This window comes from Klebsiella terrigena, from assembly GCF_012029655.1.
Classification (GTDB): Bacteria; Pseudomonadota; Gammaproteobacteria; order Enterobacterales; family Enterobacteriaceae; genus Klebsiella; species Klebsiella terrigena.
In genome coordinates this window covers 3,585,874-3,607,598 of sequence record NZ_CP050508.1, presented here as the reverse complement: position 1 = coordinate 3,607,598, position 21,725 = coordinate 3,585,874, and the positions used below count along the sequence as shown (strand labels likewise).

The window sequence follows — 21,725 nt, the reverse complement described above, 5'->3', positions numbered from 1 at the left end:
GCCTGCTCCGGGGCCGCGCGCCTGGCGCAGCCCCGACGGGGCTATCCGTTGGCCGAAACCTGCGGCTTCGGCGTTTTAGTCTGGAATTTTCCCGAAAAGAGGAAGCGTAGCAGCGGGATCCGCAGATGAATTTCGTAGAGGATCACCGCAATCCCCACCACAAAAATCAGCCCGGCAATAAAGCCTAAGGTGTTTGATTGGATAGCCGGAGCAATCCACGCGCCGTACAGCAGGGTGAGCGGGTGGTGCACCAGATAGATAAACAGCGAGGCATTGACAAAATAGGTCACCCGCGCCGACTGGAAGTTCAGCAGGCGATGCCCAAGGGAAAACACCACGTTAACCATCCACAGTCCGAGCACCATGGTAATGACGTACTCGGTTTCAAACATCCACGCGTCCCCGGAGCCGTACTGCTGGTTCAGGCGGTAGGCGATAAAGCCCAGCAGCGCCCCGACGTAGCACCACGGCGACGGCCGGGTGAACAGCGCTTTCAGGCGCGGGTTGATAAAGGTCTGCGCGCCGAGAATGAAGAACGGCAGGTAGAACAGGGTCTGCATGACGATAAAATTAAACAGGCCGTTGCTGAGAATCGGCGGGTAGAGAATAAACAGCGTGCGGCGAATCAGCGCGTAGAGCACGCCGAGCGCGAGAAAAATCATCGACAGCTGAGACAATGTGACAGTGTCACCAAGGCTCGGGCCGCCTTCCGTGCGGCGCCCGGTGAGCCATTTGAACAGCACCACCCCGAGGGTGGTGAGAACGACCAGCACCAGTAAAAACCACAGATGCGAGATCAGTTCCCAGGCGAGGGTGTTGAATTTGTCGTACCCTGAGAGCGCGTGCCAGCTATCGGCTTTGCCGTTGACGTACTGCAGCATAATAAACTGCGGCAGGGTCAGCAGCGGAATGGCGGTTAACAGGGGGATGCCCACGCGCTCGACCCGCACTTTCCACCATTTTTTTAGCGGATAGCGAAGAAAAAGCATGTAGGAGAAGTAGCCGGAGATGACGAAAAAAACCTGCATGCGAAATGCATGAATAAAATCGTTGAACAGCGTCAGCCACCACGAAGGTTCGGCGCTATTAACATGCCAGCTGTGGCTGGAATAGATAAGCGATATGTGAAAAGGTATCCCCAGCAACATTAACCATGCGCGGATGCTATCGAAGAAATATTCACGTTCTACTGGCGCATTATTCATACAGTTTCACTACATTCTCAGACAATTCGTCTTATCACTCAAGGTGATAACGTTTAAATTCTCAGCAACCCTACATCAACTCTGGATACCTGTCTCCAGGATAAGCACGCAAAGTGCAAAAGTGACAGAGAACTGTCCATTACCTGTACTGCTAAGCTGAACAATGCAGGGATTATGTTGTCGGATTGCCTGAATTTCCATTAAAATAGATCGGATCGATTTAAGCACACAAAGGGGGAAGTGCTTACTTATATGAAACATAAACCACAGATGATGAAAATGCGCTGGTTAAGCGCAGCCGTAATGTTGTCCCTGTGTACTTCATCTGCATGGGCGTTTAGCATTGATGACGTTGCAAAAGAGGCAAAATCGTTAGCCGGGAAGGGCTATGAAGCGCCGAAGAGCAACCTGCCCTCCGTTTTCCGTGACATGAAATACGCGGACTACCAGCAAATCCAGTTTAACCACGATAAAGCATACTGGAACAACCAGAAGACCCCGTTCAAACTTGAATTTTATCATCAGGGCATGTACTTCGACACGCCGGTCACTATCAACGAAGTGACTGCAAGTAGCGTGCATAAGATCAAATATAACCCGGACTACTTCAATTTTGGCAGCGTCCAGCATGACAAAGACACGGTCAAAGACCTTGGCTTTGCCGGGTTTAAAGTGCTGTACCCGATCAACAGCAAAGATAAGAATGACGAAATTGTCAGCATGCTCGGAGCCAGCTATTTCCGCGTACTGGGCCAGGGCCAGGTTTACGGGCTCTCCGCTCGCGGCCTTGCTATCGATACCGCGCTGCCTTCAGGCGAAGAGTTCCCGCGTTTTCGCGAGTTCTGGATCGAGCGTCCAAAAGCGACCGACAAACGTCTGACGATTTATGCTCTGCTCGATTCCCCGCGCGCAACCGGAGCGTATCGTTTTGTCATTATGCCGGGTCGCGATACCGTGGTGGACGTGCAGTCCAAGGTTTATCTGCGTGACAAGGTCGGTAAGCTGGGCGTTGCACCGCTGACCAGCATGTTCCTGTTTGGGCCGAATCAGCCCTCTCCGGCGACAAACTACCGTCCGGCGCTGCACGACTCTAACGGTCTCTCTATTCTCGCCGGCAACGGGGAGTGGATCTGGCGTCCGCTGAACAATCCGAAGCATCTGGCCGTCAGCAGCTACGCGATGGAAAATCCGCAAGGGTTTGGCCTGCTGCAGCGCGGACGTCAGTTCTCTCGCTTTGAAGATCTCGACGACCGCTACGATCTGCGCCCGAGCGCATGGATCACGCCGAAAGGTGACTGGGGTAAAGGTAAAATCGAACTGGTTGAGATTCCAACCAACGATGAAACTAACGATAACATCGTGACCTACTGGACGCCGGATCAGCTGCCGGAGCCGGGTAAAGAGATGAACTTCAAATACTCTATTACCTTCAGCCGCGATGAAGACAAGCTGCACGCGCCGGATAACGCCTACGTGATGCAGACCCGTCGTTCCACCGGCGATGTGAAGCAGTCGAACCTGATTCGTCAGCCGGACGGCACTATCGCCTTCATCGTTGATTTCACCGGCGCTGAGATGAAAAAACTGCCGTCAGATACGCCGGTAACGGCGCAGGCGAGCATTGGCGATAACGCGGAGATCGTGGAGAACGCGGTGCGTTACAACCCGATCACCAAGGGCTGGCGTATGATTCTGCGCGTGAAAGTGAAAGATCCGAAGAAAACCACGGAAATGCGCGCTGCGCTGGTCAATGCCGACCAGACGCTGAGTGAAACCTGGAGCTATCAGCTGCCTGCTAATGAATAACATAACCAAGTACATTGACGCCTTACCGCTGTCGGGTGCAGAGAAGTCTGCACTTCCTGATACCAGCCTGAAGGCGGTACATGAAGCGCTGGACGCCGATCGTCACGATTTTCCCCGCGAAGACGATTCCCCTCTCGGGTCGGTGAAAGCGCGGCTGGAGCATAGCTGGCCGGACGCGCTGGCGGGCGATCAGCTCATCAAAGATGATGAAGGTCGCACCCAGCTGCACGCCATGCCGAAGGCGAAGCGCTCCTCTATGTTCCCGGATCCGTGGCGGACCAACCCGGTCGGCCGCTTCTGGGATCGGCTGCGTGGACGCGATGTCACCCCGCGCTATCTTTCTCGTCTGACCAAAGAAGAGCAGGAAAACGAACAGAAATGGCGCACCGCCGGTACCATCCGTCGCTACACGCTGCTGCTGCTAACGCTGGCGCAGACCGTCGTTGCGACCTGGTACATGAAAACCATTCTGCCGTATCAGGGCTGGGCGTTAATCAACCCCGCCGACATGGTAGGGCAGAACCTGTGGGTTTCATTTATGCAGCTGCTGCCGTATATGCTGCAAACCGGCATTCTGATCCTCTTTGCGGTCCTCTTCTGCTGGGTGTCTGCGGGGTTCTGGACGGCGCTGATGGGCTTCCTGCAGCTGCTGATGGGGCGCGATAAGTACAGTATTTCCGCCTCCACCGTCGGCGACGAGCCGCTGAATCCGGCGCATCGGACGGCGCTTATCATGCCTATCTGTAACGAGGACGTCGATCGCGTATTCGCCGGTCTGCGCGCCACCTGGGAATCGGTGAAGGCGACGGGCCAGCAGCAGCACTTCGACGTTTACATCCTCAGCGACAGCTACAACCCGGATATCTGCGTAGCGGAGCAAAAGGCGTGGATGGAGCTGATTGCTGAAGTCCAGGGGGAAGGGCAGATTTTCTATCGCCGTCGTCGTCGTCGCGTGAAGCGTAAAAGCGGCAACATCGATGACTTCTGCCGTCGCTGGGGCAGCCAGTATAGCTACATGGTGGTGCTGGACGCCGACTCGGTGATGTCCGGCGAGTGCCTGACCGGTCTGGTGCGCCTGATGGAAGCGAACCCGAACGCCGGGATCATCCAGTCCTCGCCGCGCGCCTCCGGGATGGACACCCTCTACGCCCGCTGCCAGCAGTTCGCTACCCGCGTATACGGCCCGCTGTTTACCGCCGGTTTGCACTTCTGGCAGCTTGGTGAGTCGCACTACTGGGGTCATAACGCCATTATCCGCGTAAAACCGTTCATTGAGCACTGCGCGCTGGCGCCGCTGCCGGGTGAAGGCTCTTTCGCCGGATCGATTCTATCGCACGACTTCGTGGAAGCCGCGCTAATGCGTCGCGCCGGCTGGGGCGTGTGGATTGCCTATGATCTGCCGGGCTCCTATGAGGAGCTGCCGCCGAACCTGCTGGATGAACTGAAGCGTGACCGTCGCTGGTGCCACGGTAACCTGATGAACTTCCGCCTGTTCCTGGTTAAAGGTATGCACCCGGTACACCGGGCGGTGTTCCTGACCGGCGTCATGTCCTATCTCTCCGCGCCGCTGTGGTTTATGTTCCTCGCCCTGTCGACCGCTCTGCAGGTAGTGCACGCGCTCACCGAGCCGCAGTACTTCCTGCAGCCGCGTCAGCTGTTCCCGGTCTGGCCGCAGTGGCGTCCTGAGCTGGCGATAGCCCTGTTTGCCTCAACCATGGTGCTGCTGTTCCTGCCGAAGCTGCTGAGCATCATTCTGGTGTGGTGCAAAGGGTCGAAAGAGTACGGCGGGTTTATCCGCGTGACCCTCTCTCTGCTGCTGGAGGTGCTGTTCTCCGTGCTGCTGGCGCCGGTACGTATGCTGTTCCACACCGTATTTGTGGTCAGCGCGTTCCTCGGCTGGGAAGTGGTCTGGAACTCGCCGCAGCGTGATGACGACTCAACCCCGTGGGGCGAAGCGTTTATGCGCCACGGTTCACAGCTGCTGCTGGGCCTGGTTTGGGCCGTCGGCATGGCGTGGCTGGATCTGCGCTTCCTGTTCTGGCTGGCGCCGATCGTCTTCTCGCTGATTCTGTCGCCGTTTGTGTCGGTGATCTCCAGCCGGGCGACCATTGGTCTGCGTACCAAACGCTGGAAGCTGTTCCTGATCCCGGAAGAGTACTCCCCGCCGCAGGTGCTGAAAGATACCGACGCCTACCTGACCCTAAACCGTCAGCGTTCGCTGGATGATGGCTTTATGCACGCCGTGTTTAACCCGTCGTTTAACGCGCTGGCAACGGCAATGGCTACCGCTCGTCACCGCCACGGTCCGATCCTCGATATCGCCCGTGAACGTCACGTTGAGCAGGCGCTGAACGAGACGCCGGATAAACTTAACCGCGACCGTCGTCTGGTGCTGTTAAGCGACCCGGTGACCCTGTCGCGCCTGCACTATCGCGTATGGGCCGCGCCGGAGAAATACTCTTCGTGGGTGGATGCCTATGGCAAGCTGGCGCTGAATCCGCTGGCGTTAAAAACGAAGTAAGCCGCACGTTAAGAAAAATACCGGCAATTTTGCCGGTATTTTTTTCTCCAGGAATTGAGGTTACAGATGAGAATTTTGCTGGTCATCGTCATGACCGTGGTACTCAGCGGCTGCGGCAGTATTATTAGCCGCACGGTGCCGGGGCAGGGGCACGGCAATCAGTATTACCCCGGCGTCCAGTGGGATGTTCGCGACTCGCCGTGGCGCTATATCACCATCCTCGACCTGCCTTTTTCGCTGGTGTTCGATACGCTGCTGCTGCCGCTTGATGCGAGCCACGGCCCCTACAATTAGCTAGCGCTCGTCCCACTCATCGGCCGCCGTCTGACCCTCTTCCGTATCCAGTGAGGGTTCAAGCTGAAATTCACCCTCGTCCCATTCATGGAGCGTATTCTCTTCCAGCCACTCCTGGCGGAGCTCTATCTCGTCGTAGTCGCCGTCAAAAACGCTCTGCGCCGCTTCGCCGCTGAGCATCGGCAGGCACTCGCCTTCCCCCTCATCGTCGGCAAAAAACTCGGCCTGCCAGGCAATATCGCCATCCTGCAAGACGTACTTCTGGATATTCAGCTGCTCGACGTTGGCGCTCTCCTCGTCGCTCTCCGGATTATTGGCCAGGTACTCTTCGCGGGCCGCATCGATAGCTTCTTCGAGCGTGGCATAGAAAACGGAATCCTTTGGCATGGCTAACCCCCTAAGAAGAATGAGAAATGGACACGATCCAATCTATAGAAGGCGGCGGGCGATGCGTCAAGGGCAAGGAGGCTTTGCGGACCTAATTTACCGAACGATCGCCGGAGCCCCGGCCGTCAGAGGGTTCGCTGCTTCGCGGCTGACGTAAGGTGATGGTCGAGTAGATAGCGTTGAACAGCACCACGCAGGCGGTGACCAAAAAGACCGCCCGGAAGCCATAGTTGGCGGAGACGGAGGCACCGATGAGCGGGCCGGTGACGTTGCCAATATCGCGAAACGACTGGTTATAGCTGAAGATGCGGCCGGCGACCTGGCTGGTGGAGTTGTACACCAGCAGCGTTTGCACCGCCGGCAGCAGCGCACCGTCGGCGGCGCCGAGCAGGAAACGCAAAATGCCCAGCTGCAGCGGAGTCTGGACGAATGACATCGGAATAAGCAGCAGAACGGAGAGGATCAGCGCCACGATGAGGATTTTTTCCGGCCCGATCCGATCTCCCAGCCGGCCGAGACGCGGAGCGCTGATCAGGGCAGCCACGCCGGGCACGGAGGCGATCATCCCGCTGATAAAGGCAATATTGCTGATGTCTCCGCTCAGATCCCGCACGTACAGCGTCAGGATCGGCGCAATCGACCCGGTCGCCACCTGGATAATCAGGGTAGTGACGAACAGGCTGAGCACCAGTTTTGGGCTTTTCAGGGAGGAGAAGACGTCTCTGGCGCTAAGCATCTCTTTTTTCGCCACCGGCACAAACTGCTCGCGAATGAAGAACAGCGTCAGGAGGAAACAGATAAACAGGACGCTGGCGGTGAGAAAGAAGACGGGGCGCAGGCCCCACAGGTCAGCGAGAAAACCGCCGGCCAGCGGGCCAAGCAGGGCGCCGCTGACCGCCCCGGTGGAGAGCGTACCCAGCGCCCATCCGCTCTTCTGGCGAGGAATTTGGGTGGCGATAAGGGCGTTGGCGTTCGGGATAAACCCGCCTAACAGTCCCAGCAGCGCGCGCAGCAGCAGAAATTGCCAGATATTTTGCGCCAGGCCCATCAGCGCCATGACGATAGCCATTCCGAGCGCGGAACGGAGCAGCATGATTTTGCGACCTTTTCGGTCGGCCAGGCCGCCCCAGAACGGTGAGGCAACGGCAGAGAAAAGAAAGGTAATGCTGAAGACCAGCCCCGACCACATATTGAGGGCGCCGTGGCCCGTTACGCCGAGCTGTTCAACGTAAAGCGGAAGGAACGGCATCACGAGGCTGAACGCCGCGCCGGTTAAAAAACAGCCGAACCAGGTGACGGTAAGATTGCGTTTCCAGTTAACAGGTAGATCGGCAGACGACATAGGATCCCACTGGCCTGCGCTGCAGGTCAAAAGTTGAAAATATGAGCCTGCTAATTATGCGCCTGAGAAAGGATTGCTGCAACGGAGGAGGGCTTTTAATGCTAAGGTCGTGGCCCCCGAACGGGGGCTTTGTGCGTAATAACGGCGGCTATTCGTAGCGCGAAGGAACGCCGGGTGGGCGCGATTTGAAGCGGCGATGCATCCACATATACTGCTCCGGCGCCATCAGAATGCACTTCTCGACGATGTGGTTCATCCACAGGGCGGTCGTCTGTGGGTCGTCCAGCGGCGGATCGCACTCCGGCGGCAGAATAATCAGCTCATAGCCTTTACCGTTGGGCTTACGCCGCGGCACGAAGGGAACGATGCAGGCTTTCGACATTTTTGCCAGCATCCAGGTACCGGAGGTGGTGGCGGCCTGTTCGACGGCGAAAAAAGGCACGAAGACGCTGGAGGCCGGGCCGTAGTCGTGGTCCGGCGCGTACCAGATAACATCGCCTTTTTTCAGCGCCCGCACCATGCCCTTCAGGTCCTTACGGTCGATCATATCCTTGTTGGAGCGCAGTCGTCCCCACGTCTGCAGCCAGTCGATAACCGGATTATCATTCGGACGATAGACGCCAATACCCGGCTCATTCATCCCGAACATGCGGGCGCCCATTTCGAGAGTGAGGAAGTGGATACCGATCAGCAGAATGCCGCGTTTTTGTGCCTGTACGGCCCTGATATGTTCGACGCCGATAGAGTCGGTCCAGCGCGCAATGCGGCGCGCAGGCCAGAACCAGGCCATACCGGTTTCCATCAGGCCCATGCCAACGGATTCAAAATTTTGTTTTATCAGCTGATGACGTTCCTGCTCGCTCTTCTCGGGAAAGCAGAGCTCCAGGTTACGGTAGGCAATTTTTGCGCGCCGGGTCATCAGGCGCATCGCGAGTCGACCCAGGGCGGTACCCAGGCGATAAATCAGCGGATAGGGGAGCTGGACAACGAGCCACAGCAGGCCGATTCCTGGCCAAAGTAGCCAATAGCGCGGATGCAGCAACGCCACGGAAAATTTAGGTAAATGGGTCATCTCATACCTGTTTAATTAAGCAACGCGTTATATTATCGCATTTTTTTATGGTTCAGCCAAAACCAGCGGCCCGGTTGGCATTTATTGTTAAATCAGAGCGAAGGTTGCGGTAAAAAATGTAGCGTGAAATGTATGGATGTAAATTAATGCCTTTTTACTATATGATGCCGGCCGTTTGTTTTACTCATTTTTATGTCGAGCAGGTACACCATGCCAGTGTTACATAACCGCATTTCAAATGAGACGTTAAAAGCGCAGATGTTGGCCGAGAGCGAGCCGCGCACGACGATCTCTTTCTATAAGTACTTCACCATCGTTGACCCAAAAGCGACGCGCGACGCCCTGTGGATTGCGCTGACTAAGCTGAACGTGTTTGGCCGTATTTACCTGGCCCACGAAGGGATCAATGCGCAAATCAGCGTCCCGCAAAGCCGCGTTGAGGCCCTGCGCGAATATCTGTACGCCTTCAACCCGGCGCTGGAAGGGCTGCGCATGAACGTCGCCCTCGACGACGACGGCAAATCATTCTGGGTGCTGCGCCTGAAGGTGCGTGACCGAATTGTTGCCGACGGTATCGATGATGAGACCTTTGATGCCTCTGACGTTGGTGACTACCTGAAGGCTGCGGAAGTTAACGCGATGCTGGACGATCCCGACGCGATCTTTATCGATATGCGTAACCATTACGAATACGAAGTGGGGCATTTCGAACAGGCGCTGGAAATTCCCGCCGACACCTTCCGCGATCAGCTGCCGAAGGCGGTTGAGATGATGCAGGAGCATAAAGATAAAAAAATCGTTATGTACTGTACCGGCGGTATCCGCTGCGAAAAAGCCAGCGCGTGGATGAAACATAACGGCTTCAGCAAGGTCTGGCACATTGAAGGCGGCATCATTGAGTACGCGCGTCGCGCGCGTGAGCAGGGTCTGCCGGTGCGTTTTATCGGTAAAAACTTTGTTTTTGATGAGCGCATGGGCGAGCGTATTTCTGACGACATCATCGCGCACTGTCATCAGTGCGGTGAGCCCTGCGATAGCCACACCAACTGCCTGAACGACGGCTGCCATCTGCTGTTTATCCAGTGTCCGAGCTGCGCGGAGAAGTTTGCCGGATGCTGCAGTGAATCCTGTATGGAAGAGCATAAGCTGCCGGAAGAGGAGCAGCGTCAGCTGCGGGCCGGGCGTGAGAATGGGAATAAGATTTTCAATAAATCCCGCGGGCGTCTGAATACCAAACTGGGGATCCCGGATCCTGAGACGTCAGAAAAACCATAGCCAGACGAGGTCGATAATGGTCAGCAGCAGCCACAGAGCGAGATAGATCATAAAGTGCTCGCGGACGTTGTTGATCAGTAAGTCATACAGGCGACGCATAGGATCTCTCAGTGATAAACGGCCTCCGATGAGGCCGTTTTTTTATCGGTGCAGTGGCGGCACCGCGGGTGGGCTATTATTGCTGAAAGCGGGCCAGCGAGAAGGGGGTCAGATCAAACGCTGGCGATTCTCCGCGGGCAAACTGGACGGCGATTTCGCCCAAAACCGGCGCAAATTTAAAGCCATGGCCGCTTAATCCGCTGATGAGCAGCGTTTGCGGATGAGCGGGGAGCGTATCGATAATGAAGTCCTCATCCGGCGTATTGTCATAGGTGCAGGATGCGCCGTGCAGGCAGCCGCCGATGCCGGGCAGGACGTTACGCAGGAAACTGAACGATTCCGAACCGTCCGTCGCCACGCTGCCAAACGGCGTGCGCTCCTGGGCACTGGAGATAAGCTGCCCGCCGTTGTGCTTGCCTATCTTGAGTTCATTATCTTCCGCCGGGAAGCCGTAGAACTGGTCGCCGTTGGGCAGCTCGCCGGTAAACGCCGGGAAGTTGTTTTTGCTGCTATAGCGGCCATCGGCCTGGAACCAGGCAAAGATTTTGCGCACCGGCTGAACCGGCAATTCCGGCAGCAGGCGGGTTACCCAGGTACCGGCGCTGATCAGCAGCTTTTGCGCGCTGTACTGGCCATCCGCGGTGTCGATAGTGACGCCGTCCTGGTGATGGTCGATAGCGGTGACCGGACAGTTGAACAGCTGCGCGCAGCCCGCTTCACGGGCCAGGCGAATCCAGGTTTCAATGGCCAGCTCGCTGTGCAGAACGCCTGATGCTGGCTCAAAAACCCCGCGATAGCCCTCAGGCACGCGAATCTCCGGCCAGCGGGCCATAATGGCCTGGGCGTCCATCTCTTCAACGTTAAGCTCAAATTCACGAGCGCTGTTCATGACGTTGGTGAGAAACGCAGACTCCGCCGGGCCAAGATTGATAACCCCGGTACGCTCAAAAACGGCTTCACCGCTGAGGGTCGCCAGTTCATCCCACAGCTGCTGCGCCCGCAGCACCAGAGGGACATATCGTTCACCTTCACCATAGGCGTGGCGGATAAGACGCGTATTGCCGTGATGACTGCCTTCCTGATGCGGAGGCTGGTGGGCGTCGATCATCAGAACGTTGAGTCCTGCGCGACGAGCGTAATAGCCTGCGGCGGCGCCGGTTGAGCCGCTGCCGATAATGATGAGGTCGTATTGCATGGTATGTTCCGGGTTTTTGCTTTATTAGCAGGGTAATTAACAACCCGCACTTATACAAGCCCGAAAATAAATCAGGCACCAATCGGTGCCCGTTTAGTTAGAGTATATGGATGACCGCAGAATCACTAATGTCTGCGGTACTCATTTACCTGGTATTCACCTGCTTCAATCTTCGCAATACCGGCTTCAAGAATAGAAATAAATTGACGTGCGACGTCCGTCGTCAGCCATAAAGTCTGGCCAATTTCAGCTTCATTACTGCTTTCATGAGTGGGGTTCTGGTAGTGCAGGCGCAACATCAGCGCGTCATAGCTATCTACGGTGCTGATGTCCCATCCGACGAGGGGATGGGTCTGGATGACTTCATTATTCTTTTCCATCATAACCCCTTATTCATATGTTAAAAGACAACAATTCTCGAGGTTTAATGCATATTTTTTGAAGCAAGTTAATTATATCAGGTGTTAAGAATAAACTCGAGAAATTAACGCGCGCGGGGCGAGCTTTTCTCTTTTTGCCGCTTTTTTGCGCAAATTTTGTCCCGCTGTACATTATTTTGTAAGGAAATAATCAGGAAATTAAAGAAAAGTCTGAGTATTCAGGAAGAGGGAATAAAAAAGCCGGGGCGACCCGGCAAAAGAAGCACAATGAGGGAGCAAATTAATTTGCTGTACCGGTCAGACTTCGAGCTGCATGAGCCTGGAACAGGCAAAAACCTCGATGAACGACCTGAGGTATTTTGCGCCGCCGTCTGCATACAACCCGAATGACTCAGGGTACGTCGTGGATAAACCAGTCATCAGCGCTTTCCCAGGTTTCTTGCAGGATTTCGCTTATCCGGTCTTTATCTTCTTTAAGGCCACCAATAACAGAAAGATTGTTAGCGGTGGCGAAGCGTACGGTTACCTGGCTTGGTTTGGCCGGGAACTGCTGATCGATACGTCGGGAGAGTTCATTATTCAGCGCTTCTAAAGCGCCGCTCGGTAAGGCGGTAGTTTTGGCGATAGACACTTCGATGCGCATGATAGCCCCCTGTGTAATATACTGTTTATTTATACAGTATCATTTGCGGATTTACAACAGAGGGCAGCGTTTTATTTTTTCATCGTCCAGCGCACGGTTTCACCGGCCAGGAAGGGGACCAGCGTGTCGCCAGGCAGCGCGATGCTCTCTGCCACAACGCTCTCTTCGCGCACCAGCTCAACAAAGGTCTCGTTGACCGGCAGGCCGTAGAAGCGCGGGCCGTTAAGCGAGCAAAACGCCTCGAAGTGCTGCAGCGCATTCATCTCTTCAAACACCGTCGCGTAGCTGCCCAGCGCGGTCGGCGCATTAAAGCAGCCGGCGCATCCGCAGCTGGCTTCCTTACGATGACGGGCGTGCGGCGCGGAGTCGGTGCCGAGAAAAGCGCGCGTAAAGCCGCTGGCGACCAGCTCGCGCAGCGCCTGCTGGTGAATATTACGTTTGAGGATCGGCAGGCAGTAAAGGTGCGGACGAATACCGCCAACCAGCATGTGGTTACGGTTAAACATCAGATGCTGCGGCGTAATGGTGGCGGCCAGCAGCTCGTTACCATCGCGAACGTACTCTGCGGCGTCTTTGGTGGTGATATGTTCGAACACCACCTTCAGACCCGGCAGGCGCTGGCGCAGCGGCTCCATGACCGTCTCGATAAAGCGCGCTTCGCGATCGAAAATATCAATTTCCGCATGCGTGACTTCGCCGTGGACCAGCAGCGGCATGCCGAGTTTTTCCATGCGCTCAAGCACCGGCATAATGGCATCGATGCTGGTCACGCCGTGGCTGGAGTTAGTGGTGGCATTGGCCGGGTAGAGTTTAGCCGCGGTGAAAACGCCGGCCTCAAATCCGCGCTCCAGCTCGGCTGGGTCGAGCGTATCGGTGAGGTAGCAGGTCATCAGAGGGGTAAAGTCATGCCCGGCGGGCACGGCGTTAAGGATCCGCTGGCGATAGGCGACGGCGGCTTCAACGGTGGTGACAGGCGGCGCCAGATTCGGCATCACGATCGCCCGACCGTAAAACTCGCTGGTGTAAGGCACGACGGTTTCCAGCATATCGTCATCGCGCAGATGGATGTGCCAGTCGTCAGGGCGACGGATTTTCAGTACCTGGGGTTGTGCTGTCATGGAAGGCTCCGGCTAATAGGTTCAGTCATCAGGGCTGTTTTTCACCGGGCACAAAGGATAAGCGTAAACGTTTTCCTTTGCATCAACTTCCGTAAAAAAACGGGCGCCTGGCGCCCGTGATGTTAATTGGTGAAGGGGATGATTATCTCACCCGGCTTGACCTCTATACCTTTCGCGTACTTTTTCGCCAGCGCTTCGCCGGTGCTGGCGTCTTCGCGCAGCACGTAGGCGGGCTGCTGGTTAAAATAGCTGCGCAGGGATTGATTCAGGTAGGGGATCAGCGTCTGCACGACCGACTGCAGCTTCTCCGGCGCGACTTTCGCATCGACGACTTCCATTTCCTGCAGGAAGATCGCACCTTTTTCCTTGTTGAATACCGGCAGCGCTTTCAGCTTAAGGTCAATCGTGGCTTTTTGATTACCGAACAGCGAATTGAGATCCAGGCTGGCAACGCCGCTCAAAGTCACCTTATTCGGCTCCTCGCGACCAATCGCGCTGGTTAAATTGTGCAGTTCAATATGCGCATCCGCCACGCCCGGCAGGCCGATATCCTTGGCGAAGTGATTACGTTTCTGCAGCGCCTGATTAATTTCCTGTTCGCTTACCGAATACTGCGTAAGCTGATTACAGCCGCTCAGGAGGCCGCTCACGATAAGCGCGGCCACGATAAACATCTTTTTCATTGGGTTCCTTAACGTAATGCCATGGACTCATCCTGACACAAAGCAGCATGGCCTGCCAGCACCACAGGCGCTAGCGGAAAATGCTGAAAATCAGCCCGGCATGACGCAGCGAATCAGGTTCGTGGCTCCAACATGCCGGAGGCCGAGCGCCTGGCGCTGAACTGCCACCACAGGGCGATAAAGGTGATGAAGCCGATAATACCCAGCATCAGCCACGGCAGCTCCGGCTGGTTGACCGCTTTACCGGCGTCAAATAGCCACCCGCCGCCGGCGTAGCCGAAGGCCCCACCAAAGGCCAGCCCCAGTCGACTAAAGCCCATATAGCTGCCGCGCGCGCGGGCGTCGGCCAGCGATGCGCCCAGCGTTTCACGCGCCGGCTCGGCGATGATCGACCCCATATAGAAAATGCAAATCAGCGTAAACAGCTGCTGCAGGTTGCTGGTTAAGCCGATCGGCAGCATGGCCAGCGTCATGACCAGCAGGCCGGCCATCAGCCGATGCTCCAGCCGATAGCGTTTTTCACTCCAGCGGGCAATCGGGTAGAGCAGCGTCAGGGAGATAGCCGCTTCAATGGCATACATCCATTTGACGGCGGCAGGGGAGCCGGCGATGTCGTTGACCATAATCGGCAGCATCAGCATGACCTGCACCGCCAGCATGTAATAGCCGGTTAGCGTCAGGACATAGGTCACGAAGCGCCTGTCGCGCAGCACGCGCCCCAGCCCCTCGCGCACCGGCGTTTTCACCGTCGACAGCTTCCACGCCGGGAGATACCAGGCGTTAAAGCCGGCGCAGGCGACGAACAGCGCCGCGCCGACGCTGCAGACGAGGCGGAAATCGTACTGTAACAACCAGCTGCCGAGCAGGGCGCCGATGACCGCGCCGGCGCTGTCCTGCATCATCAGAATCGAAAAGAAGCGGCCGCGCTGATGCGGACGCACCAGCTTAACCACCAGCGCCGCGCGCGGCGGGTCAAACAGCGTCCCGCCGAGGCCAGAGAGAATGCAGGATAGCCAGAGTACCCACGGCTCGTGGGCCACCGCCATCGCGGCAAAGCCGCCCGCGCGCATCAGCATACCGGTGACGATCATCGGCTTGGCGCCGAAGCGGTCGGCAACCGCGCCGCCAAAAATCCCCAGACCCTGCTGAACCAGCTGGCGCAGGCCGAGGGCGATCCCGACCATCAGCGCGGCCCAGCCCATCTGGTCAACAAAGCGAATGGAAATCAGCGGGAAGACGACAAAAAAGCCGAGAACGACCAGCATATTGTCGACCAACAGGAAGTATTTACCCAGGCTCCTTGCCTGCGATACGCGGGACATTTCCCCTCCTGGGAAAATAGAGATTAGCCTTTCTAGTGTGCGGGGAAGAGCGGGCGTTTCCCAGCGTACCTGCGACAATATTTTTTTATCAAAAAGCAAGTTTGATAGAGGCTATTCATCGAAAAGGGGAGATGGTGCAGAAAATGGTATGTTGCTGTTTTCACACCGTCGTTCAGGACAGGTATAGTGAAGGGTGCAGGGTAATAAGTCAGGGGAACAGGAGAGGGGAATGTTTGGCTACCGCAGTAACGTACCAAAGGTGCGTTTGACGACGGACAGGCTGGTGACGCGGCTGGTCCACGATCGTGACGCCTGGCGTCTGGCCGACTACTACGCGGAGAATAAAGGGTTCTTAAAACCCTGGGAGCCGGTGCGCGATGACAGCCACTGCTACCCCTCCGGCTGGCAGGCGCGCTTGTCGATGATTTCGGAGTTTCATAAGCAGGGATCGGCGTTCTACTTTGCGCTCCTCGATCCGCAAGAAAAAGAGATAGTCGGCGTGGCGAATTTTTCGAACGTGGTGCGCGGGTCGTTTCATGCCTGCTACCTCGGCTACTCTATCGGCGAGAAGTGGCAGGGGCAGGGCCTGATGTTTGAAGCGCTGACTTCGGCGATTCGCTATATGCAGCGCACGCAGCATATCCATCGCATCATGGCCAACTATATGCCGCACAACCAGCGCAGCGGCGATTTGCTGGCGCGTCTTGGCTTTGAAAAAGAGGGTTACGCCAAAGATTATCTGCTAATCGATGGCCAGTGGCGTGACCACGTATTGACGGCGTTGACGACACCGGACTGGATCCCGGGTCGCTAAGGAGAGAGCATGAAATATCAGTTAACCGCGCACGAAGCGCGCGTTATTGGCTGCCTGCTGGAGAAACAGGTCACGACGCCGGAACAGTATCCTCTATCGGTTAACGCGGTGGTGACCGCCTGCAACCAGAAAACCAACCGCGAGCCGGTGATGTCGCTCAGCGAAAGCGATATCCAGGACCTGCTGGATACGTTAGTTAAGCGCCATTTCCTGCGCACGGTGAGCGGGTTTGGCAATCGGGTGACCAAATACGAACAGCGCTTTTGCAACTCCGAGTTCGGCGATCTGAAGCTGACACCGGCGGAGGTCGCGGTGGTCACGACGCTGCTGCTGCGCGGCGCGCAGACGCCGGGTGAGCTGCGCAGCCGGGCGCAAAGAATGTACGAATTTAGCGATATGGCGGAAATCGAAGGCGTGCTCGAGACGCTGGCAGGCCGCGAAGATGGCCCCTTTGTCGCGCGTCTGCCTCGCGAGCCGGGGAAGCGCGAATGCCGCTACATGCATCTGTTCTGCGATGATATGGACTCGCTGATTACGGCGGTAGAAGCGGTATCGCCGGCGGGAGACGATCTCCAGACCCGGGTTGAGGTGCTGGAGGCCGAAGTGGCGGAACTTAAAGAGCGGCTGGCCTCGCTGCTGGCTCATCTGGGGGATTAATCGTGACGGCGAAACTACGCGTTGGAGTGGTGGGGCTGGGCGGCATTGCGCAGAAGGCCTGGCTCCCGGTGTTAGGCGCCGCGGACGGCTGGACGCTGCAGGCGGCCTGGTCTCCGGGGAAAGAGAAGGCGCTGCGCGTCTGCGAAACCTGGCGCATACCCTACGCTGACTCTCTGGAGCAGCTGGCGGCGCAGTGCGATGCGGTATTTGTCCATACCTCAACGGCCTCGCATTTTGAGGTCGTCAGCCGGCTGCTTGGCGCCGGGGTGCACGTCTGCGTGGATAAGCCGCTGGCGGATAAGCTCAGCGATGCCGAATCCCTGGTCGAGCTGGCCGCCCGCCGTGGGCTAACGCTGATGGTCGGATTTAACCGTCGCTTTGCGCCGCTCTATCGCGAGCTGAAAGCGCATCTGGACGATGCCGCCTCGCTGCGTATGGATAAGCATCGCAGCGACAGCGTCGGTCACGACCTGCGCTTTACGCTGCTTGATGACTACCTGCATGTGGTCGATACCGCGCTGTGGCTGGCCGGCGGGAAGGCGCGTCTCAGCGGCGGTCTGCTGCAAACCACCGCCCAGGGCGAAATGCTCTATGCTGAGCACCACTTCAGCTCGTCGCAGCTGGAGGTCACCACCAGTATGCACCGGCGCGCCGGTAGCCAGCGGGAGTGGGTGCAGGCGGTTACCGACGGCGGCCTGTATGAGGTTCGCGATATGCGCGAGTGGCAGGAAGAGCGCGGGCAGGGCGTGGTTCAGCGTCCGGTTCCCGGCTGGCAAACCACCCTCGAGCAGCGCGGCTTTGTCGGCTGCGCGCGTCATTTTATCGAATGCGTGCAAAATCAGACGGTTCCCGAAACCGCTGGCGAACAGGCGCTGCTGGCCCAGCGCATCGTTGAAAAGCTGTGGCGCGAGGCGATGAGCGAATAATTCGTTGTAACATCTGGCAGTAGTAATTCATGACGAACCCGGTAGACTATCGCCACTTTCCAGCGCCCGCCATTGCGGGCGTTTTACTTCAGGGTTGTGGAAAACACCTCAATGAACCTTTTAAAATCACTGGCGGCAGTCAGTTCGATGACCATGTTTTCGCGCGTGCTGGGCTTTGCGCGAGACGCCATCGTCGCGCGTATTTTTGGTGCCGGCATGGCGACGGACGCCTTTTTTGTGGCGTTCAAATTACCGAATCTGCTGCGGCGCATTTTTGCCGAAGGCGCGTTTTCTCAGGCGTTTGTACCGATACTGGCTGAATATAAAAGCAAGCAGGGCGAAGACGCCACCCGCGTATTTGTCTCCTACGTTTCAGGCCTGCTGACGCTGGTTCTGGCGGTAGTCACCGTGCTCGGCATGCTGGCCGCGCCGTGGGTCATCACCGTGACCGCGCCAGGGTTTGCCGACTCCCCGGATAAATTTGCGCTGACGACCCAGCTGCTGCGCATCACCTTTCCCTATATTTTGCTTATCTCGCTGGCCTCGTTAGCTGGCGCGATCCTTAACACCTGGAACCGTTTTTCGGTCCCTGCCTTTGCGCCGACTTTTCTTAACGTCAGCATGATTGGCTTTGCGCTATTTGCGGCGCCGTATTTCCACCCACCGATGCTGGCAATGGCGTGGGCGGTCACCGTCGGCGGCGTGCTGCAGCTGGCGTATCAGCTGCCGCATCTGAAAAAAATCGGCATGCTGGTGCTGCCGCGTATCAGCCTGAAAGACGCCGGTGCGGTGCGGGTAGTAAAACAGATGGGGCCGGCGATCCTCGGCGTATCCGTCAGCCAGATCTCACTGATTATCAACACCATATTCGCCTCTTTCCTCGTTTCCGGGTCGGTCTCCTGGATGTACTACGCCGATCGCCTGATGGAGTTTCCCTCCGGCGTGCTGGGCGTGGCGCTGGGGACCATCCTGCTGCCGTCGCTGTCGAAAAGCTTTGCCAGCGGCAATCATGATGAGTACTGCCGTTTGATGGACTGGGGGCTGCGCCTGTGCTTCCTGCTGGCCCTGCCGAGCGCGGTGGCGCTGGGGATCCTCGCGAAGCCGCTGACGGTAGCCCTGTTCCAGTACGGCAAGTTTAGCGCCTTTGATGCGGCGATGACCCAGCGCGCGCTGGTGGCCTATTCGGTCGGCCTGATGGGGCTCATCGTCGTCAAGGTCCTGGCGCCGGGGTTCTACTCGCGCCAGGATATTAAAACGCCGGTTAAAATCGCCATCGTCACCCTGATTATGACCCAGGTGATGAACCTGATCTTTATCGGCCCGCTGAAGCATGCCGGCCTGTCGCTCTCTATCGGGCTTGCCGCCTGCCTCAACGCCGCGCTGCTCTACTGGCAGCTGCGTAAGCAAAAAATATTCACTCCGCAGCCGGGCTGGTTTGCCTTCCTGCTGCGTCTGGTGATTGCGGTGCTGGTGATGTCTGCGGCGCTGCTCGGGATGATGTATATCATGCCGGAGTGGTCCCAGGGGACCATGCCGTTCCGTCTGCTGCGCCTGATGGCGGTGGTGGGGGTTGGCGTGGTGGCCTATTTTGCCAGCCTGCTGCTGCTGGGCTTTAGGGTGAAAGAGTTTGCCCGACGCACGGCCTGAAGCTAAACGCCGGGTAGAAACAGACCCGCTCCGCAGCGCGGAGCGGGTTTTTTTATTCTCCTGCGCGCTGCAGCGCCGCGATCCGTGCGTTTTCCAGCAGGCGAATTGCAAGGGCGATTGCGCCCGCGGCGACGGCCAGAATCACCACGCCGTTCCAGCCGGCTATCACGTACAGCTTGCTGCCGAGCACGGAGCCGAGCGACATACCAATAAAGACCCCGGTGAACAGCAGGGCGTTCAGCCTGCCACGGGCCTGCGGCTCCAGGCCGTAGACGAGGTTCTGGTGCGCCACGAGGCTTGACTGCAGGCCAAGGTCGAAGCCGATAGCCGCGATGGCGATCAGCACCAGCTGGCCGTGAGGCGGCAGTACCGGCATCAGGAACATCAGGGCAAAAGAGAGGGTAACCAGCGCGGCACCCAGCTGGGTGACCTTCCCGGCGCCATACTTATCCGCCAGGCCACCGGCCAGCGGTGCGGCGAGCGCGCCTGCGGCCCCGGCGATGCCGAATCCACCGGCAACGGCGCTGCCCATCTGATAGCGTTCGAGCAGCATGACCGCCAGCGTTGACCAGAAGGCGCTGAAGGCGACGGAGAGGAACCCCTGCGCCAGCGCGGCGCGGCGCAGAGCGGGGTAGCGCTGCCACAGATGCGCCATCGACTTCATCAGCTGCGGATAGCTCAGCGCGGAGTGAATTTCAAACCGCGGCACCACCCGCCACATCAGCAGGCCAATCAGCGCGATGCTCACCGCCGCCGCCTGGTACATCACCCGCCAGCCAAATAGCGCGCCGACCACGCCGCTCACCGTTCTTGAGAGCAGGATCCCCAGCAGCAGGCCGGTCATGACGGTGCCGACCATTTTCCCCTGTTTTCCCGCCGGGGCGAGGATTGCGGCCGCCGGCACGATGTCCTGGGCCATCGTCGCCGCCATACCGATAAGCAGGCTGACAATCAGCAGGGAAGTGAGCTGCCCCGTCAGGCTACACAGCAGCAGGAGCACGGCCAGCGCCGCGCTTTTCATCAAAATTAGCGTACGGCGGTCATGACGATCGCCCAGCGGCAGAAGAAACAGAATGCCCAGCGCGTAGCCCGCCTGAGTCAGGGTAGGAACCAGCCCCATGCCTTCGACGCTAAGATGCAGATTGGCACCCATCAGCGGCAGCAGCGGCTGCGCGTAGTAAATAGAGGCGACGCTAAAACCTGCGCCAAGTGCGAGTATGAAGATAATCCAGCCGGCTTCGCGGGGGGATAGTGTTGTCGGTGCCATGATAAAGCCCTCGTAGATGCGATGGCGCTATTTTTCCCTGAATCCGGCTGGCGCGGTAGATAGCGTGGTGGTAAAACGGTTATACGCTAAACGTATAGGCATGGTAAATATGAAACGGCAGGAACGTATAGACCGAATTGAACTGATGCGCACCTTTATTCGAATCGTCGAAGCCGGCTCGCTTTCTGCCGCTGCGCTGCAGATGACCACGACTCAGGCGACGGTGAGCCGGCGCCTGCAGTCGCTGGAGGGGCTGCTGGGCAGCAAGCTTATTCTGCGCACCACCCATGCGATGAAGCTGACCGACGACGGCGAGCGCTGCTATCAGCATGCGCGTCGGGTGGTTGATGCGTGGCTGGCGCTGGAGGACGACCTGAGCATTGCCGATGACCGACCCGTCGGCGTGCTGCGGGTACGTGCGCCGCACGCGTTTGGTCAGCAGCAGCTGCTGGAGCCGCTGGTCAGCTTTCTGCAGCGCTATCCTCAGCTCGCCGTAGAGTGGATGCTCAATGACAAAAACGTCGATTTTCTCAGCGATAATATCGATTGTGCGATACGCGTCGGGGCCGAAGTCGATCCGGAGACGGTATCTGTGCTGCTGGCTGAAGTACCGCGCAGCGTGGTTGCTTCTCCCTCGCTGCTGGCGCGCTACCCGGCATTAGAAACGCCCCAGCAGCTGTCGCAGCTGCCGTGGGTAGCGATCAGCACCTTTTATCAGCATGAGGTGAAATTATTCCATCAGGAGCATAGTCAGCAGCAGGTCTTCGGCATCGTGCCGTGCCTGAGTACCGACAGCGTGTACGTGGCGCGCAATACCGCGCTGGCGGGATTGGGAGTGGCTATCGTTTCAAGCTGGGCGGTGGTGGAGGATATCGCCGCCGGACGGCTGGTCGAGCCGTTCCCGCAGTGGCGAGCCTCTTCGCTGCCGGTCCACCTGGTCTATCCGTGGGCGCGGTACTATCCGACCCGTTTACGCAAGTTTCTCGACCTGATGCGCGAGGTTATGCCGCAGGTGGCGGGTATGCAGCGCCCGGAAGGGGAATAAAAAAAACCGGCCAGAGGCCGGTTTTTT

Annotated in this window: 21 protein-coding genes; 9 read left to right on the top strand and 12 right to left on the bottom strand. The window is 57.7% G+C overall.

The window, feature by feature from the left end:
• Nucleotides 1–41: 41 nt before the first annotated feature.
• Entirely contained in the window at nt 42–1,205 is a 1,164-nt protein-coding gene (mdoC, locus tag HCK03_RS16965) for a glucans biosynthesis protein MdoC (protein WP_041144940.1), read from the bottom strand.
• Nucleotides 1,206–1,457: 252 nt separating this feature from the next.
• Here mdoC and mdoG point away from each other — a divergent pair, with 252 nt between their 5' ends.
• The 3 genes from mdoG to HCK03_RS16950 all read left to right on the top strand — a co-directional run bounded on the left by mdoG (nt 1,458) and on the right by HCK03_RS16950 (nt 5,826).
• Nucleotides 1,458–3,011 carry a glucans biosynthesis protein MdoG gene (gene mdoG, locus HCK03_RS16960; protein ID WP_076945190.1) on the top strand — a complete coding sequence of 518 codons (1,554 nt, stop codon included), beginning with the start codon at nt 1,458–1,460 and terminating at the stop codon, nt 3,009–3,011.
• On the top strand, nt 3,004–5,532 hold the full coding sequence (gene mdoH / locus HCK03_RS16955; protein WP_041144942.1) for a glucans biosynthesis glucosyltransferase MdoH: 2,529 nt from the start codon (nt 3,004–3,006) through the stop codon (nt 5,530–5,532). The genes mdoG and mdoH overlap by 8 nt, the downstream gene beginning before the upstream one ends.
• A 66-nt stretch (nt 5,533–5,598) precedes the next feature.
• Nucleotides 5,599–5,826, top strand: coding sequence for a YceK/YidQ family lipoprotein (locus HCK03_RS16950; RefSeq protein ID WP_041144943.1), 228 nt, complete (start codon nt 5,599–5,601; stop codon nt 5,824–5,826).
• Here HCK03_RS16950 and HCK03_RS16945 read toward each other — a convergent pair whose 3' ends face one another.
• The 3 genes from HCK03_RS16945 to HCK03_RS16935 all read right to left on the bottom strand — a co-directional run bounded on the left by HCK03_RS16945 (nt 5,827) and on the right by HCK03_RS16935 (nt 8,627).
• Nucleotides 5,827–6,213 (bottom strand): MysB family protein, encoded by a 387-nt coding sequence (locus HCK03_RS16945; RefSeq protein ID WP_041144944.1) that lies wholly within the window; start codon nt 6,211–6,213, stop codon nt 5,827–5,829. It abuts the gene before it with no gap.
• Between the two features lie 91 nt (nt 6,214–6,304).
• Nucleotides 6,305–7,555 (bottom strand): multidrug efflux MFS transporter MdtG, encoded by a 1,251-nt coding sequence (mdtG, locus tag HCK03_RS16940; RefSeq protein WP_041144945.1) that lies wholly within the window; start codon nt 7,553–7,555, stop codon nt 6,305–6,307.
• Between the two features lie 148 nt (nt 7,556–7,703).
• Nucleotides 7,704–8,627: a Kdo(2)-lipid IV(A) acyltransferase gene (locus HCK03_RS16935; protein WP_167691934.1), complete on the bottom strand. Its 924-nt coding sequence runs from the start codon at nt 8,625–8,627 to the stop codon at nt 7,704–7,706.
• Nucleotides 8,628–8,837: 210 nt separating this feature from the next.
• On the opposite strand from HCK03_RS16935, the gene trhO reads away from it, so the two are divergent.
• Nucleotides 8,838–9,902, top strand: a complete 1,065-nt coding sequence (gene trhO, locus HCK03_RS16930) for an oxygen-dependent tRNA uridine(34) hydroxylase TrhO (RefSeq protein WP_041144947.1) — start codon at nt 8,838–8,840, stop codon at nt 9,900–9,902.
• Here the strand turns inward: trhO and HCK03_RS16925 are convergent.
• From HCK03_RS16925 to mdtH, 7 genes are all read right to left on the bottom strand, one after another.
• Nucleotides 9,888–10,001, bottom strand: coding sequence for a YceO family protein (locus HCK03_RS16925; RefSeq protein ID WP_167691933.1), 114 nt, complete (start codon nt 9,999–10,001; stop codon nt 9,888–9,890). The genes trhO and HCK03_RS16925 overlap by 15 nt on opposite strands.
• A 76-nt stretch (nt 10,002–10,077) precedes the next feature.
• Nucleotides 10,078–11,196: an N-methyl-L-tryptophan oxidase gene (gene solA, locus HCK03_RS16920; protein ID WP_167691932.1), complete on the bottom strand. Its 1,119-nt coding sequence runs from the start codon at nt 11,194–11,196 to the stop codon at nt 10,078–10,080.
• A 125-nt stretch (nt 11,197–11,321) separates the two neighbouring features.
• Complete coding sequence (bssS, locus tag HCK03_RS16915; protein WP_041144949.1) at nt 11,322–11,576, bottom strand: biofilm formation regulator BssS; 255 nt, start codon at nt 11,574–11,576, stop codon at nt 11,322–11,324.
• A gap of 391 nt (nt 11,577–11,967) precedes the next feature.
• A complete protein-coding gene (dinI, locus tag HCK03_RS16910; protein ID WP_041144950.1) occupies nt 11,968–12,219 on the bottom strand; it encodes a DNA damage-inducible protein I in 252 nt (83 codons plus the stop codon).
• Nucleotides 12,220–12,290: 71 nt separating this feature from the next.
• Entirely contained in the window at nt 12,291–13,337 is a 1,047-nt protein-coding gene (gene pyrC, locus HCK03_RS16905) for a dihydroorotase (protein WP_041144951.1), read from the bottom strand.
• A 122-nt stretch (nt 13,338–13,459) separates the two neighbouring features.
• Entirely contained in the window at nt 13,460–14,020 is a 561-nt protein-coding gene (locus HCK03_RS16900; protein ID WP_041144952.1) for a lipoprotein, read from the bottom strand.
• A 113-nt stretch (nt 14,021–14,133) separates the two neighbouring features.
• A complete protein-coding gene (gene mdtH / locus HCK03_RS16895; protein WP_041144953.1) occupies nt 14,134–15,342 on the bottom strand; it encodes a multidrug efflux MFS transporter MdtH in 1,209 nt (402 codons plus the stop codon).
• A gap of 229 nt (nt 15,343–15,571) precedes the next feature.
• Here mdtH and rimJ point away from each other — a divergent pair, with 229 nt between their 5' ends.
• From rimJ to murJ, 4 genes are all read left to right on the top strand, one after another.
• A complete protein-coding gene (gene rimJ, locus HCK03_RS16890; protein WP_041144954.1) occupies nt 15,572–16,156 on the top strand; it encodes a ribosomal protein S5-alanine N-acetyltransferase in 585 nt (194 codons plus the stop codon).
• A gap of 9 nt (nt 16,157–16,165) precedes the next feature.
• The gene (locus tag HCK03_RS16885) at nt 16,166–16,813 is read left to right on the top strand and encodes a YceH family protein (protein WP_041144955.1); all 648 of its coding nucleotides are present in this window, start codon (nt 16,166–16,168) and stop codon (nt 16,811–16,813) included.
• 2 nt (nt 16,814–16,815) lie between these two features.
• Complete coding sequence (locus tag HCK03_RS16880; protein ID WP_041144956.1) at nt 16,816–17,739, top strand: Gfo/Idh/MocA family protein; 924 nt, start codon at nt 16,816–16,818, stop codon at nt 17,737–17,739.
• A 111-nt stretch (nt 17,740–17,850) separates the two neighbouring features.
• On the top strand, nt 17,851–19,386 hold the full coding sequence (murJ, locus tag HCK03_RS16875) for a murein biosynthesis integral membrane protein MurJ (protein WP_133597467.1): 1,536 nt from the start codon (nt 17,851–17,853) through the stop codon (nt 19,384–19,386).
• Between the two features lie 52 nt (nt 19,387–19,438).
• Here the strand turns inward: murJ and HCK03_RS16870 are convergent, their stop codons facing one another.
• Entirely contained in the window at nt 19,439–20,653 is a 1,215-nt protein-coding gene (locus HCK03_RS16870) for an MFS transporter (protein ID WP_041144958.1), read from the bottom strand.
• A gap of 16 nt (nt 20,654–20,669) precedes the next feature.
• On the opposite strand from HCK03_RS16870, the gene HCK03_RS16865 reads away from it, so the two are divergent.
• The gene (locus HCK03_RS16865) at nt 20,670–21,698 is read left to right on the top strand and encodes a LysR family transcriptional regulator (RefSeq protein WP_167691931.1); all 1,029 of its coding nucleotides are present in this window, start codon (nt 20,670–20,672) and stop codon (nt 21,696–21,698) included.
• Nucleotides 21,699–21,725: the final 27 nt, after the last annotated feature.

Coding starts and splice junctions, on each gene's coding strand:
- HCK03_RS16950 (WP_041144943.1), top strand. CDS start 5,599: ATGAGAATTTTGCTGGTCATCGTCATGACCGTGGTACTCAGCGGCTGC.
- HCK03_RS16900 (WP_041144952.1), bottom strand. CDS start 14,020: ATGAAAAAGATGTTTATCGTGGCCGCGCTTATCGTGAGCGGCCTCCTG.
- HCK03_RS16945 (WP_041144944.1), bottom strand. CDS start 6,213: ATGCCAAAGGATTCCGTTTTCTATGCCACGCTCGAAGAAGCTATCGAT.
- bssS (WP_041144949.1), bottom strand. CDS start 11,576: ATGGAAAAGAATAATGAAGTCATCCAGACCCATCCCCTCGTCGGATGG.
- HCK03_RS16935 (WP_167691934.1), bottom strand. CDS start 8,627: ATGACCCATTTACCTAAATTTTCCGTGGCGTTGCTGCATCCGCGCTAT.
- mdoH (WP_041144942.1), top strand. CDS start 3,004: ATGAATAACATAACCAAGTACATTGACGCCTTACCGCTGTCGGGTGCA.
- HCK03_RS16870 (WP_041144958.1), bottom strand. CDS start 20,653: ATGGCACCGACAACACTATCCCCCCGCGAAGCCGGCTGGATTATCTTC.
- mdtH (WP_041144953.1), bottom strand. CDS start 15,342: ATGTCCCGCGTATCGCAGGCAAGGAGCCTGGGTAAATACTTCCTGTTG.
- murJ (WP_133597467.1), top strand. CDS start 17,851: ATGAACCTTTTAAAATCACTGGCGGCAGTCAGTTCGATGACCATGTTT.
- mdtG (WP_041144945.1), bottom strand. CDS start 7,555: ATGTCGTCTGCCGATCTACCTGTTAACTGGAAACGCAATCTTACCGTC.
- dinI (WP_041144950.1), bottom strand. CDS start 12,219: ATGCGCATCGAAGTGTCTATCGCCAAAACTACCGCCTTACCGAGCGGC.
- rimJ (WP_041144954.1), top strand. CDS start 15,572: ATGTTTGGCTACCGCAGTAACGTACCAAAGGTGCGTTTGACGACGGAC.
- solA (WP_167691932.1), bottom strand. CDS start 11,196: ATGCAATACGACCTCATCATTATCGGCAGCGGCTCAACCGGCGCCGCC.
- HCK03_RS16925 (WP_167691933.1), bottom strand. CDS start 10,001: ATGCGTCGCCTGTATGACTTACTGATCAACAACGTCCGCGAGCACTTT.
- trhO (WP_041144947.1), top strand. CDS start 8,838: ATGCCAGTGTTACATAACCGCATTTCAAATGAGACGTTAAAAGCGCAG.
- pyrC (WP_041144951.1), bottom strand. CDS start 13,337: ATGACAGCACAACCCCAGGTACTGAAAATCCGTCGCCCTGACGACTGG.
- HCK03_RS16885 (WP_041144955.1), top strand. CDS start 16,166: ATGAAATATCAGTTAACCGCGCACGAAGCGCGCGTTATTGGCTGCCTG.
- mdoC (WP_041144940.1), bottom strand. CDS start 1,205: ATGAATAATGCGCCAGTAGAACGTGAATATTTCTTCGATAGCATCCGC.
- HCK03_RS16865 (WP_167691931.1), top strand. CDS start 20,670: ATGCGATGGCGCTATTTTTCCCTGAATCCGGCTGGCGCGGTAGATAGC.
- mdoG (WP_076945190.1), top strand. CDS start 1,458: ATGAAACATAAACCACAGATGATGAAAATGCGCTGGTTAAGCGCAGCC.